11 protein-coding genes are annotated in these 13762 nt (G+C 65.7%); 7 read left to right on the top strand and 4 right to left on the bottom strand.

Annotated elements, in window-relative coordinates:
* Nucleotides 1-277: 277 nt before the first annotated feature.
* From ACQGNJ_RS09335 to ACQGNJ_RS09310, 6 genes are all read left to right on the top strand, one after another.
* Nucleotides 278-1879 carry a peptide MFS transporter gene (locus ACQGNJ_RS09335; RefSeq protein WP_426688969.1) on the top strand — a complete coding sequence of 534 codons (1602 nt, stop codon included), beginning with the start codon at nucleotides 278-280 and terminating at the stop codon, nucleotides 1877-1879.
* Nucleotides 1880-1945: 66 nt separating this feature from the next.
* Complete coding sequence (locus ACQGNJ_RS09330) at nucleotides 1946-3220, top strand: ATP-binding protein (protein ID WP_426688968.1); 1275 nt, start codon at nucleotides 1946-1948, stop codon at nucleotides 3218-3220.
* Nucleotides 3221-3290: 70 nt separating this feature from the next.
* Nucleotides 3291-3875: a response regulator transcription factor gene (locus tag ACQGNJ_RS09325; RefSeq protein WP_426688967.1), complete on the top strand. Its 585-nt coding sequence runs from the start codon at nucleotides 3291-3293 to the stop codon at nucleotides 3873-3875.
* A 210-nt stretch (nucleotides 3876-4085) separates the two neighbouring features.
* Nucleotides 4086-6341, top strand: a complete 2256-nt coding sequence (locus tag ACQGNJ_RS09320; RefSeq protein WP_426688966.1) for a TonB-dependent receptor — start codon at nucleotides 4086-4088, stop codon at nucleotides 6339-6341.
* Nucleotides 6342-6498: 157 nt separating this feature from the next.
* Nucleotides 6499-7665: a sialidase family protein gene (locus tag ACQGNJ_RS09315; protein ID WP_426688965.1), complete on the top strand. Its 1167-nt coding sequence runs from the start codon at nucleotides 6499-6501 to the stop codon at nucleotides 7663-7665.
* Nucleotides 7662-8120: a hypothetical protein gene (locus ACQGNJ_RS09310; protein WP_426688964.1), complete on the top strand. Its 459-nt coding sequence runs from the start codon at nucleotides 7662-7664 to the stop codon at nucleotides 8118-8120. The genes ACQGNJ_RS09315 and ACQGNJ_RS09310 overlap by 4 nt, the downstream gene beginning before the upstream one ends.
* A 20-nt stretch (nucleotides 8121-8140) precedes the next feature.
* On the opposite strand, the gene ACQGNJ_RS09305 is transcribed toward ACQGNJ_RS09310, so the two are convergent.
* The 3 genes from ACQGNJ_RS09305 to ACQGNJ_RS09295 are packed head-to-tail and all read right to left on the bottom strand — an operon-like array spanning nucleotide 8141 to nucleotide 11176.
* Nucleotides 8141-9193, bottom strand: coding sequence for an isoaspartyl peptidase/L-asparaginase family protein (locus tag ACQGNJ_RS09305; RefSeq protein WP_426688963.1), 1053 nt, complete (start codon nucleotides 9191-9193; stop codon nucleotides 8141-8143).
* 47 nt (nucleotides 9194-9240) lie between these two features.
* On the bottom strand, nucleotides 9241-10818 hold the full coding sequence (locus tag ACQGNJ_RS09300; RefSeq protein WP_426688962.1) for a M56 family metallopeptidase: 1578 nt from the start codon (nucleotides 10816-10818) through the stop codon (nucleotides 9241-9243).
* The gene (locus tag ACQGNJ_RS09295) at nucleotides 10808-11176 is read right to left on the bottom strand and encodes a BlaI/MecI/CopY family transcriptional regulator (protein WP_426688961.1); all 369 of its coding nucleotides are present in this window, start codon (nucleotides 11174-11176) and stop codon (nucleotides 10808-10810) included. The genes ACQGNJ_RS09300 and ACQGNJ_RS09295 overlap by 11 nt, the downstream gene beginning before the upstream one ends.
* A gap of 155 nt (nucleotides 11177-11331) precedes the next feature.
* Between ACQGNJ_RS09295 and ACQGNJ_RS09290 the strand changes: the two genes are divergently transcribed.
* Nucleotides 11332-12690, top strand: a complete 1359-nt coding sequence (locus tag ACQGNJ_RS09290; RefSeq protein ID WP_426688960.1) for a 3-oxoacid CoA-transferase — start codon at nucleotides 11332-11334, stop codon at nucleotides 12688-12690.
* A 78-nt stretch (nucleotides 12691-12768) separates the two neighbouring features.
* On the opposite strand, the gene ACQGNJ_RS09285 is transcribed toward ACQGNJ_RS09290, so the two are convergent.
* Complete coding sequence (locus ACQGNJ_RS09285; protein WP_426688959.1) at nucleotides 12769-13728, bottom strand: sensor histidine kinase; 960 nt, start codon at nucleotides 13726-13728, stop codon at nucleotides 12769-12771.
* Between the last annotated feature and the right edge of the window lie 34 nt (nucleotides 13729-13762).

The raw sequence follows: 13762 nt of genomic DNA, 5'->3' as shown, positions 1-13762 counted from the left end.
TGCCGCAGGTTCGGATCAGGCTGGCGCATGGGTGACCGGACTCCGTAAACAGGCGATGGCAAGCGCCAGATGATGCCACAAGCGTGCACCGATCAGCGCTGGCCGAATCCCCGCCATGCGGCTGCCAGGCATACGCGCCGCGCTTAAGTCATGTCGCAGTGCAGCTACACCCCGCGGGCGAATGGGTTACGCTTCGGCGGTTGTGGTCTGTTCAGGATCACATGCCGCAGGCGCGTGCCAGCACGTCGCCATGGTCTGAAACCCGCACGGAAAATCTATGGCAATCCAGAATCCGCCCGTCTCGCAGACGCGCTCCTTCACCACCGTCTTCATGATCGAGATGTGGGAGCGCTTCGGCTTCTACGGCATGCAGGTGTTGATGGTCACGTTTCTGATGAAGAAGCTCGGCTTCGTCGACACCAGGGCCAACCTGGTCTGGGGCGCAGCGGCAGCGCTGATCTACGCCACCCCGGCGATCGGCGGCTGGGTCGGCGACAAGCTGCTGGGGACGCGGCGCACCATGCTGATCGGCGCCACCGTGCTGGCGATCGGCTACGGCATCCTGTGGATCCCGCCGGAGGCGCTGGGCCTGACTGATGGCGGCAGCGGCCTGATGGCGTTGCTGACCCCGGCCAACCTCACCTATTTCGCGCTCGGCGTGATCGTGGTCGGCAACGGTTTCTTCAAGCCCAACGCGGGCAATCTGGTACGCAAGATCTACGAGGGCGACGACACCAAGATCGACAGCGCCTTCACGATCTACTACATGGCGGTAAACATCGGCTCGATGATCTCGATGACGGCCACACCGTGGATCCGCAATGTGGTTGCGGCGAAATACGGCGACTCCATGGGCTGGCACACCGCGTTCGGCGTCTGTGCGCTCGGCTTGATCCTGGGCCTGGTCAATTACCTGTTCATGCGTCGCGCACTGCGGCACATCGGCTCGCCGGCGGACGACCTGCCGATGAACATGGGCCGCGCGCTGCCGGTGTTCGGCGCAGCGTTCCTGCTGGTGTTCGTGGTCACCTTCATCCTGCAGAGCGAATTCGTGGCGCGGGTCTGCGTCTATGCCGCCGGCCTGGTGATCCTGGGCGTGTTCGCCCACCTGATCCGCAGCAGCCAGCCCAGCGAACGCGCCGGCCTGATCGCGGCACTGGTGCTGACCGTGCAAACGATCTTCTTCTTCATCTTCTACTCGCAGATGGCGACGTCGCTGAACCTGTTCGCGCAGCACAACGTGAACCTGTCGTTCGAGGTATTCGGCAAGCATCTGTTCAACTGGATTCCCGAGCAGTACCAGAACCTCAACGCGATCTGGATCGTCATCCTGAGCCCGGTGCTGGTATTCGCCTACAACTCGCTCGGCCGCCTCGGCAAGGATCCCTCGATCGCGCTGAAGTTCGCGCTGGGCTTTGCCGCCGTCGCCGTGGGCTTCTTCATGTACGGCGTGGGCGCAAGCTCGGCGGTGGCCGGCCAGGTGTCGTCGTGGACGATGGTGTGGGGCTACGGCTGGTACTCGCTGGGCGAGTTGCTGGTCAGCGGCCTGGGCCTGGCGATGATCGCGCGCTACGTGCCCTCGCGCATGGGCGGCTTCATGATGGGCGCGTACTACGTGGCGGTGGGCCTGTCGCAATACCTCGGCAGCATCGTGGCCAACTATGCGCACATCCCCGACAACATCACCGACCCGGTGCAGTCGCTTACGATCTACGTGAGCCTGTTCAACAAGCTCGGTTTCGTCGGCATCGCCTGCGTGGTGATCGCGCTGGTCATGCTGCCGCTGATGAACAAGCTGTCGGCCAGTCATTCCGATCCCGCGAACAGCCACACGCCGCTGCCTGCCGTACGCAGCGAGGAATTCAACAACCCGGCGTGACCGCCGAAACCCGCCGCGCCTCGCGCGGCGGGTTTCGCAAATTGCGCGCCCATCTGGAAGATCGCCATGCCTCATCGGTCCGCCCAACGCATCGGCCCGTTCGCGCTGACGCGCACGCTGGCCTGGTTGCGGATCTGCGCGATCGCCGGCCAGAGCACCGCGGTGCTGGTATGCGCCTGGTGGATGCATCTGGATGTGCCGCTGCTGCCCCTGCTGGTCGGCATCGGCGTGCTGGCGGTGTTCTCGGTCTTCGCCGCATGGCGACTGACCCAGCCGTGGCCGCTCGGCGAATGGGAGGCGGTCGGCCATATCGCCTTCGACACGCTGGTGCTGGGCTACCTGTTGTATTTCACCGGCGGCGCCAGCAATCCGTTCATCACCCTGCTGCTGGTGCCGATCGCGCTCAGCGCGGCGGCGCTGTCGGCGCGCTCGGTGCTGACCGTATCCACGCTGGCCGGCATTGCCTACCTGATCCTGCTGTATTGGCACCAACCGCTACCCATGGAAGTCGGCGAGCTGTCGCCCAGCCGGTTCTCGCTGCATGTGGCCGGCATGGGTGTGAACTTCGTGATCATGGCCTTGCTGCTGAGCTTCTTCATCAGCCGGCTGGCCCATGTGTTGCGGCTGCAGCAGCTCGAAGTGCAGCGCGTGCGTGAACGTGCGCTGCGCGATGAAGGCATTCTGGCCATTGCCACCCAGGCCGCTGGCGCCGCGCACGAACTCAACACGCCGCTGTCGACCATGCGCACCCTGTTGCCCGAGCTGCGCCGCGAGCATGCCGGCGAAGGCACGCTGTCGGAAGACCTGGAACTGCTCGAAGGCCAGGTCGATCGCTGCCGCACGATTCTTCGCGAGATGGTCGCCTTCGGCAAGGCGCAGCTGTCGCAGGAGCCGGAGCGGCTGAGGCTGGACCAGTTCATCCATGGCTGCCTGGAACGCTTCCAGCTGTTGCGCCCGGAAGCGGAGTTGACCGTGACGCTGGACGCGGAACTGGCACCCATCATGTTGCGCACGCCGCCGGGCCTGCGGCATGCATTGCTCAACCTGCTGAACAATGCTGTCGACGCCTCGCTTACCCGGCACTCCTGCGCCGTGGCGCTGGCGATTTCGCGCGACGGCGGCTGGCTGCAGTTGTGCGTACGCGACCATGGCCCCGGCTTTGACGAAGATGACCAGGTCACGGCACTCGGCCATTCACACAAGCAGGCCGGGCTGGGCATCGGCCTGGCCCTCGCCGAAGCCACCGCGGAACGGCTCGACGGCGAATTGATCGCCGGAAACACCGCCCATGGCGCCGAGGTGCGCCTGCGCCTGCCGCTGGCGGTGATCGCCGAAAAATAGGCTGCCACACGTGCAAGTCCGGCCGCTTCCGGCAAGAATGGGAACTTGACCACGATCAGGAAGCACCGCGATGACCGAGTTGCCCCAAGCCGCCACGGCGCGTCCGCTGCTGCTGGTCGACGACGATGCCACCTTCCTGCGCGTGCTGGCACGGGCGATGGGCTCGCGCGGGTTCGAGGTGATCACCGCCGGCAACTTCGATGACGCCCGCGCACTGACCCGCCGGCACAACCCGCGCTACTGCGTGCTTGATCTCAAACTGGGCGAGGAAAACGGCCTGCGGCTGATCCCCGAGTTGCACACCCTGGTGCCGGATCTTCGCGTCTTGCTGCTGACCGGCTACGCCTCGATCGCCACCGCGGTGGAGGCGATCAAGCGCGGCGCCCACGACTACCTGGCCAAACCGGTCGATGCCGATGCCGTGGTGCGCGCGCTGCTCGACGGCGACAGCGAAGCCGACGACGGCGATCTGCCCGACGCGCCGGAGCAGCCGCTGGCCCTGCGCCGGCTGGAATGGGAACACATCCAGCGCGTGCTCACCGAATGCGATGGCAACATCTCCGAAACCGCACGCCGGCTTGGCATGCATCGCCGCACCCTGCAGCGCAAGCTGAGCAAGCATCCGGTGCGCGAAAGGCCCGAGCGCGACGACTGATTCGCGTGTGTAGGAGCGCACCCTGTGCGCGATGCTTTCCGTCACGTGACGAAGAGCATCGCGCACAGGGTGCGCTCCTACACACAAGCCGGGCACCTTTCGCCGGGCCCGCGCATCCCATGGCGGCCCTCTGCTGCGACAACGCGCCATCTTTCGCGTGCAGGACATCGGACTATCCTTGCAACCCTAGACCCCCGTCCAGAGTACCGAATGAACGCCCTCCCGCTTGGCCTTTGCGCGCTCGCCGCCGCCGTGGCCACCACTCCCTCGCGGGCTTCCGACAATCCGCTGCAGACCACCACCCTCACACCAATCTCGGTGCACGCCAGCGACACCATGGTGACGGAAACGCCCGCCGTGCAAGTCCGCGTTGACCGGCAGCAGCTGCAGCAGCAGAACGTCACCGAGAGTGCCGACGCGCTGAAGTACGCGCCGAACATGATGGTGCGCAAGCGCTACATCGGCGATCCGAATGCGGTGATCAGCGGACGCAATGCCGGCACCCTGCAAAGCGCACGCAGCCTGGTCTATGCCGACGGCCTGCTGCTTTCCAACCTGATGACCAACGGCTATGACGGCGCGCCGCGCTGGGGCATGGTGGCGCCGCAGGAAATCGGTGCGGTCGACGTGCTGTACGGGCCCTACTCCGCGTTGTTTCCGGGCAACTCGCTCGGCAGCACGGTGCTGATCCATACCGTGCTGCCACAGCGGCTGACCGCCAGCGTGAGCACCCAGTTCTTCAGCCAGGACTATCACGACGCCTACGGTGCCGGCGGCCACTACAACGGACACCAGGCCGCGGCAACGCTGGGCAACAAGCAAGGCCGCTTCAGCTGGCTGCTCGAATACAGCCGCCTGGACAACCACAGCCAGCCGATGCAGTACGCCACCGCCAGGGCCGGTGGCGATCCGGCGATCGCGGTGCCGGTCAGCGGCGCCGTGCTGGATCGCAACCCGAATGGCTCGTCCCGATTGGTTTATGGCGCCAACAGCATCGAACACACCGTGCAGGATCAGGCCAAGCTGAAAGTCGGCGTCGACCTCGGCGACCACGTCGCCGCGTTGTTTACCGTCGGCTGGTGGCACAACCGCGCCGAGGATTTCACCCGCAGCCTGATCAGCGATGGCAACGGCAACCTGGTCGGCAGCGGCACCATCAGCGCCGCCGGGCAGACCTGGACCTTGCCCGCCAGCGGACTGGCACCGAGCTCGGCCAGTGACACGCACATGCTTTACGGCATCGAGCTGAACGGCCACCTTGATGGCGGCTGGCGCTGGACCGCGGTGGCCAGCCATTACGATTTCCTGCATTCGCTGGCCAACACCGCCAGCCTCGCCGAACCCGGCAAGCCGGCCGGTGGTCCCGGCACGGTCGCGAACAAGGCCGGGTCCGGCTGGGATACGCTGGACCTGCGCAGCTCCGGCCCGCTCGGCGGGCAGCACATGCTGTACGCGGGCGCACATGTCGATCGTTACGTGCTGGACAGCCGGGTGCGCAACGCCAGCCACTGGCTGGGCGACGCGGATGGCGTGCTGGTCAGTGCGTTCGGCGGTCGCAGCCAGACCCGCGCTTTGTACCTGCAGGACGTATGGAGCTTCGCCGACGCGTGGGCGCTGACCGTGGGCGGCCGGCTGGAGCAATGGCGCGCCTACGGTGGCCTGCGTGGCAACACCAACAACACCCTGCGCTACGCCGATCGCCAGCGCACCGACTTCTCGCCCAAGGCGGCACTGAGTTGGGACTTCGCCGAGGACTGGGAGCTGCGTCTGGCCCACGGCAAGGCGGTGCGTTACCCGACCGTGAACGAGCTGTTCCAGGGAAGCCTGTCGGCCAATGCGATCGTCAACAACAACCCGAACCTCAAGCCCGAGATCGACGAATCCACCGACCTCACGCTGAACCGGCATCTGGCGAACGGGCACTGGCGTGTCTCGCTGTATCAGGATCGCATCGCCGATTCGCTGTACTCGCAGACCGACATCACTGTCACTCCCACCGTCACCAGCGTGCAGAACATCGACCGCATGCGCAGCCGCGGGATCGAGGGCGAAATCGGCCTGAGCGATCTCTGGCTCGACGGCCTCGACCTGCAGGCCAGCCTCGCCTTCAACCACGCCAAAACGCTGGCCGACAGCCAGTATCCGCTGGCCAACGGCAAGAGCTTTCCGCGCATTCCGAAGGTCCGTGCCAGCGTCTTCGCCAACTACCATTTCGCGCCGCAGTGGCATGCCTCGCTCGGCATCCGTCACTCCGGTCGCCAGTACGGTTCACTGGACAACAGCGACCACCTGGACGGCTACGGCGCCGTCAGCAGCTTCACCGTCGCCGACGCGAAACTGCGCTGGCAGTTCGCCCCGGGCTGGGTCGCCGCGCTCGGTGTCGACAACCTCACCAACGAGCACTACTGGGTCTACCATCCCTACGCCGGCCGCAGCTGGTTCGGCGAGCTGCGCTGGGAGTTGTGAACAGCGCTCCCGCCCAGCGCGCCCTGCTCCCTCCCCTGCTTGCAGGGGAGGGTTGGGGTGGGGTCGCTCTTGACCACAAAGTCAAAAGCCTCACCCCCTCCCAACCTCCCCCTGCAAGCAGGGGGAGGAGCAAAGCCTGGAATCCCGAGGAACCGTGATGCGCCCACTACTGATCACCCTGCTCTTCCTGTTCTCACCTGTATTGCTGGCCCACGACAGCATGCAGATGGACATGCCCAAGGGCCCCGAACTCGGCGCCAGCGCGGCCTTCGACAGCCACGGTCGGCTGTACCTGGTGGACGCCGCGGACGGCCACGTGCGACTGCGTCACTCCGACGATGACGGCCGCACGCTGAGCGCACCGATCGAGGTGAACGCGCAGGCCGAACGCATCTACGCCGAAGGCGAGAACCGCCCGAAGATCGCGTTCGGACCGCACGACGAAATCTACGTGAGCTGGTCGCAACCACGCGCCGCGCCATGGACCGGCTTCGTGCGCTTCGCCCGCTCGATGGATGCGGGCGAGCATTTCAGCGCGCCGCTCACCGTGCACCACGATCGCGCCGAAATCACCCACCGCTTCGACGCGCTCGCCGTCGATGGCAAGGGCCGGATCGTGATCGCCTGGATCGACAAGCGCGACCTGCTCGCCGCCAGCGCCACCGGCAAGCGCTACCTGGGCGCCGCGGTGTACTACAGCTGGTCGGACGATGGCGGCAGCACTTTCGTGCCCGAGCGCAAGCTGGTCGACCAGAGCTGCGAGTGCTGCCGCATTGCGCTGGCGCGCACGCCGGACGGCCGGATAGCAGCGTTCTTCCGCAGCATCTACGGCGACAACATCCGCGACCATGCGCTGGCCGTGCTGCGCACCGACGGCCAGACCAGCCAGGTCGAGCGCGCCACCTTCAGCGACTGGCAGATCGCCGGCTGTCCGCACCACGGTCCCGGCCTGGCGATCGGTGCCGACGGCGTGCGTCATGCCGTGTGGTACGGGGCGAAAGGCGCGCCCACCATCCACTACGGCCAGCTCGATCCCGGCCATCCGCCGCAACAGCCACTGGTGGTTGCCGGCGCCGGCGCCAGCCATGCCGACGTGGTCGTGCATGACCACACGGTATGGGTGGTATGGAATCAGGTCGGCGCCGGGGTCTACGCGCTGATGCTGCGCCGCTCCACCGACAACGGGGCGCACTTCGATGCCGCCCGCGAGATTGCCCGCAGCGCCGGCGCGACGGGCTCACCGCAGTTGCTGCAGAAGCAGGGTCGCGCGTTCGTGGCGTGGAATACCGCCGCGGGCTTTCGCCTGGTCGAGGTGCCGCGATGAAACGCCTGCTGCTCGCGTTCGTCCTGCTGCTGCCGACGCTGGCCTGCGCCGGCTCGCTGCAGCCACTGGCCGCCACCAACACCCCCGCCCTGTTGCAGGCACCAGCGCACGGCATGCGCATCATCGCCCTGTGGTCACTCGATTGCGCCTATTGCGAACCGAACCTCGAAGCGTTGGCCAAATTGCAACGGGCCCACCCGCACGATATCGAACTGGTCACGGTGACTACCGACAGCATCGAATCGCATGAGGCGATCGAAGCACGTCTGCACAGCATGCAGATGGACGTCTATCCTGCGCGCGCCTACGCCGAAGCCTCACCCGAACGCATCAACTTCCTGCTCGATCCGAACTGGGGTGGCGAGACCCCACGCGTGCTGGTGATCCGCGCCGACGGCAGCCGGATCGGCATCAGCGGCGCGCTGACGCCCGAACAGCTGCACAAGCTGCTGTAGGAGCGCACCGAGGTGCGCTCCTACAAAGGCGGTGCGCTTTCGGCGGGCGCCGGCGCTGGCATCTCGGCGGTACCGTCATCCTCATCCCCGTACAACGCCACATGCGGCACGCCATCGGCGCCAATCCAGCCGCGATACATGCCGTCGGTGTTGAACGGGATCGAAATGTGACCCTGCGCGTCCAGCGCAATCGCGCCGCCGTTGCCACCCATCGACGGAATTTCCTGATTGATCACCTCGGCGGCGGCGCGCTTCAGCGGCACGCGCATCAGGGTCACCCTCATGCAGATCGCGTGCGCCGCCACGGTGCGGATGTAGAACTCGCCCCAGCCGGTGGCCGATACCGCACAACCGGAGTTGGCATAGGTGCCGGCACCGATGATCGGCGAATCACCGATGCGACCCCAGCGCTTGTCGGTCATGCCACCGGTGGAGGTGCCTGCTGCCAGATGACCTTGCGCATCCAGCGCCACCGCGCCCACCGTACCGAAATGTCTGGCCGTCTCTTCATCCGCATGCGGCTGCTTCGCAGAGTCTTCCTTCAATGCCTTCTGCAACTGCTGCCAGCGCGCATCGGTGCGGAAATACGGCGGATCGACCAGCGGCATGCCGATGCTCTGCGCGAACGCTTCCGCACCAGCCCCGGACAACATCACGTGCGGCGAATGCTCCATCACCGCACGCGCCAGCAGGATCGGGTTCTTCACCCGCTGCACTCCGGCCACCGCACCGGCGCGAAGCGTATAGCCGTCCATGATCGCCGCGTCCAGTTCGTTGCGGCCGTCGTGGGTGAATACCGAACCCTTGCCCGCATTGAAGTTCGGATCGTCCTCCAGCACGGTCAGCGCCGAAGTCACCGCGTCCAGCGCCGGTTTGCCCGCCTTGAGCCGCGCGTAACCGTCCTGCAAGGCCTGGGTCATCGCCGCACGCAGCGCCTGCTCTTTCGCCGGCGTCATGTCGCGCTTGATCACACCGGCGCCGCCGTGGATTACCAGCACGGGCGGGACGGCGGCATGACTGGCGGCGGCGATGCCGAGGGCGGCAAGGGCAACAAGCAGATGGCGCAGCGTCACGAAACTCTCCCGGTTGATCACCGGGAGAGTATAGCCAGCCTTGCCGGTCACTTCGGCTCGAAGTGCACTCGTTTGTCGTTGAATACCGCACGCAGTCCATCGATATCGGCGATCAGCTGCAAGGCTGACGTGGCCGGAACCTGTTCGAAATTCAAGCTTACCTGGCGGTTGTCCAGAGCCTCGGGATTCACCAGCACAAACCCGGCCTTGGCTGCCACCGATTCCGCCAGCGCTCGCGCTGGACTGCCCTTGGCCCGCTGATCGACCGTCACCGGATGCCAAGCAGATGAAATAGCTCCGCTATCGCAACCTATGCCGGGCGTCACACCGATCCTGATGGTGTTGTTTTCGAGCTTCTCGCGATGCTTGCCGTCAATAGTCTGGCCGAACACGATGCTTGCCTGCTGGCCCGGCATGGTTCGCACGATCGGCTTGGCCGACTGCGTCCGCACATTGCCGTCACCGCGATCGAAATGGGTATCGACCTGCGCACTCACTTCCAACTGCCCACCGGTCACCGGCGACACCTTGAATCGGCCCTGCCACGACAGCGTGCTGGTGTCCGTACCGCTCAGCTCGGTGTATTCGCCCGGCTTCAGGCAGCGGATGAAATGCATCGAATCCGGGTGTCCCGCCATGGCGACGTCGATCTTCAGGTTGTAGTGGTCGCTGATGCCATCGCCGGTTTTTGCGGGTGGCGAAGGCGTCGTGGCATAGACGGCACCGGCCACGCCGATGGCGAGGAAGGCGACAAGTGCGCCACCGGCGCGCCGGTGGAAAAGATCGGGCTGTTGCAGCTTCAACATGGCGATACGCTCCGTGATGGGATGACGGGGTGACCAGGGGCAACCCACCGGCAATGCGAACGCGGCCGACTGGGTCTTCAACATCGCATTCGCATAACTGCGCCGCTGCGTGCCATACGCGCGCAACACCGCGGCGTCGCAGGCCAGCTCCTGGTCATGGCGCAACGCTGCCAGCGCCCACCAGGCCAGTGGATGAAACCAGAACATCGCGGCCACGAGTTGCGCCAGCAAGCACCACCAGCCATCGCGGCGGTTCGCGTGAATGGTTTCGTGGGCGAGAATCAGCATCTGCTCTGTGGCGTCGTAGCGGCATTCGAAATCAGCAGGCAGCACGATGCGACTGCGCCAGGCACCGACCAGGGCGGGGCCGATATCCGAGCCTGGCGCACGCAGCATCGGCCAGCGCGAGTGCACGTCAATGACATGCGTTGCACCACGCAGCCGCGCGCGGTAACGCGCTTGCGCGAGCGCTGCCAGCAGCAGGCTGAGCATGCTGCCCAGCAGCCACAGCAGCACGACCCATGCGCGCCAGTCGGTGACAGCCGAACCGGCGGCGTGCGCCGGCAACGCGGTGGCCATCGAAGTGATGGCGGATACCACCGGCGATAACACGACGACCGACGCGACGGCCGCATGCGGCAGCTGGCTGGCCACCATCGCCAGCGGTGGCAGCAGCCACAGCTGAAAGGCACGTTCGGTGCCGAACAGGCGGCGGCATGGCCGGCGCAGCGCTGCCACCAGCAGCGCCGCCGCGGTGAACGCGAGGAGCAGCAACCAGCCGCGGCCGAGCCAGTCGATGCCGGTCAGTTCAATGTTCATCGTCGAGCTCCTGCAGCAGCTTGCGCAGTTCGGCGATGTCCTTCTTCGACAATTTGCGCTGCTCGGAGAAGTGCGCCACCAGCGGCGCCACGCGGCCGCCGAACAGGCGATCGAGCAGGCCCTTGCTCTCCTGCTGCACGTAGTGCTCGCGTGCCAGCAGCGGCGTGTAGAGATAGCGGCGACCGTCGCGTTCGGCATGCACCGCCTTCTTGCGCAACAGGCGGTTGAGCAGGGATTTCACCGTGCCTTCCTGCCAATTCTGTGCCGGACCGACCTCGGCGAGGATTTCTTCCGCCGTGCGCGGCGCCTCGCGCCACAGCACATCCATCACCACTGCTTCGGCTTCACTGATTGCCATGGCGCACCGTTTACGCGTGTAAGTAAATTTATGTTTACACGCGTAATTGCTAGCGTCAAGTCCATCGTCCGGGTGGTCTCGGACCTTGGTACAAGGTCGGTGCGACCCAATCCGTCGTATCCTTCTCAGCTGACTCTCCCTGAGGAAGGCACAGCATGGACAAGGTTTACCCCAACGCCGCCAAGGCCCTCGATGGCCTGCTGGTCGACGGCATGACGATCGCCGCCGGTGGCTTCGGCCTGTGCGGCATCCCCGAGAACCTGATCGGCGCGCTGCTCGAAGCAGGCACCAAGGATCTGACCATCGTGGGCAACAACGCCGGCGTGGACGATTTCGGCATGGGTCCGCTGCTGAAGACGCATCAGGTCAAGCGCGTGTATGCGTCGTACGTGGGCGAGAACAAGGAATTCGAGCGGCAGACGCTGGCCGGCGAACTGGAACTCCATTTGACCCCGCAGGGCACGCTGGCCGAGAAGCTGCGCGCCGGTGGCGCGGGCATCCCCGGCTTCTACACGCGCACCGCGTTCGGCACCAAGCTGGCCGAGGGCAAGGAAACCAAGGTGTTCGGCGGCAAGGAATACGTGCTGGAAGAGTCCATCACGGCCGACCTGTCGATCGTCAAGGCGTGGAAGGGCGACGCGCACGGCAACCTGGTGTTCCGCGAGACCGCGCGCAACTTCAACCCGATGATCGCCACCTGCGGCAAGGCCTGCGTGGCCGAGGTGGAGCACCTGGTGCCGGTCGGCGAGCTGGACCCGAACAACATCCATGTGCCGGGCATCTACGTCGACCGCATCGTGCAGGGCGAAAAATACGAGAAGCGGATCGAGTTCCGCACCATCGCCGGCGTGGCTGCCGGCAAGGAAAGCCCGATCCGCGTGGCGATGGCCAAACGCGCCGCACAGGAGCTGCAGGACGGCTTCTACGTGAACCTGGGCATCGGCATTCCGACCATGGTGGCGAACTACATCCCCGACGGCGTCAACGTCACTCTGCAGTCGGAGAACGGCCTGCTCGGCATCGGTCCGTTCCCGACCGAGGACCAGCTCGACCCCGACCTGATCAATGCCGGCAAGCAGACCATCACCACCCTTCCCGGCTCCAGCTTCTTCTCCAGCGCCGATTCGTTCGCGATGATCCGCGGCGGCCACATCGACCTGTCGATCCTGGGTGGCCTGGAAGTCTCCGCGCAGGGCGACCTGGCCAACTGGATGGTGCCGGGGAAGATGGTCAAGGGCCCCGGTGGCGCGATGGACCTGGTCAGCGGCGTCAAGCGCGTGGTGGTGCTGATGGAGCACAACGCGAAGGACGGCTCACCGAAGATCAAGGATGCCTGCGACCTGCCGCTCACCGGCAAGCAGGTGGTCGACCTGATCATCACCGACCTTTGCGTGTTCGCGGTGGAGAAGGGCAAGGGCCTGACCCTGCTCGAACTCAACGAAGGGGTGAGCCTGGAAGACGTCAAGAGCAAGACCGGCTGCGCGTTCGCCTTGGCGTCTTCGCTGGCAGGCTGATATGGGGCGTGCGAGACGGGGGATACGCTCCCCCGCCGGCGCTTTCCGTACGTGACGAAAACGGCGGGCAGCGCCCGCCTACGACCCGGAAACGGCGGACAGCTCGGCCGGCAGCGGGTGCGGGAAACGAATGCTGGCGACGTTGTCCTTGCCGGGCAGCGTCTGCAGTTCCAGCGGCCATGCGAAGCGGTCGCTGATGCGCTGTGCGATCGCCAATTCGAAGCCGTGTCGGTCGACACCTTCCGCACGCAGTGGGGGCCCTACCGGCCCCGGTTCCGATGTGCCGGCACGATTGCGCACGGTGATCATCCCCGGCAGCACGCTGATTACCACGCTGCCCTGCTCGGTCTGCTGGCAGGCATTGCGGATCAGCTGCCAGCACAGCACCGACAACGCCTGCGGCGAACCCTGCAGGGCAAATCGCGCAGGTTCTTCCAGCAGCAGTTCGATCGGCCGGCCAGACAGCATTTCGCGTGCGGCCTCCAGCTCCTCGCGCAAGATGTCGTTGACGATGAAATGACGGTCATCCGCGGGGCTGTCCGCTTCGCGTGCCAGCACCAGCAAGGCTTCCACCAGCACCTCCATTTCCCGGGTGGCGCGCTTGATGCGGCGTATCGAGCGCGCACCAAAATCACTCAACCCCTCTTCCTCGGCCAGCATGTCCACCGACATCTTGATCACGGTGAGCGGACTGCGCAGTTCGTGGCTGGCGTCGCGGGTGAAATTGCGCTCGCGCTGATTGAAGCTGGCCAGCCGCACGGCAAAACCGTGCAGGCCACGCGTGAGCAAGGCGACATCAGCATCAGTGTGCGCCGACAGCTGCTCGACTTTCAGCAAGCCCGGATCGGGCGACTGACCATCCCAGCGCTTCACCACGCGCGCCAGCGCCCGTACCGGCCGCCACGCGCGTCGTGTGATGAACCACGCCAGCGTCGTGATGATCACGATCACCGCAATCACCAGGGGCGTGGGAATCACGTTGTACATGCCCAGCACACAGGCGAACACCACGGTGACGAACTGGAGCGCGAAGACCATCGCGATGCGTCGACGGAAGGCACCCACCCGTGAT

Origin of the sequence: Rhodanobacter ginsengiterrae, assembly GCF_050026815.1 — a bacterium.
Classification (GTDB): Bacteria; Pseudomonadota; Gammaproteobacteria; order Xanthomonadales; family Rhodanobacteraceae; genus Rhodanobacter; species Rhodanobacter ginsengiterrae.
Note: the sequence above shows the minus strand (reverse complement) of the source record. Positions and strands in the feature narration are given on the sequence as shown.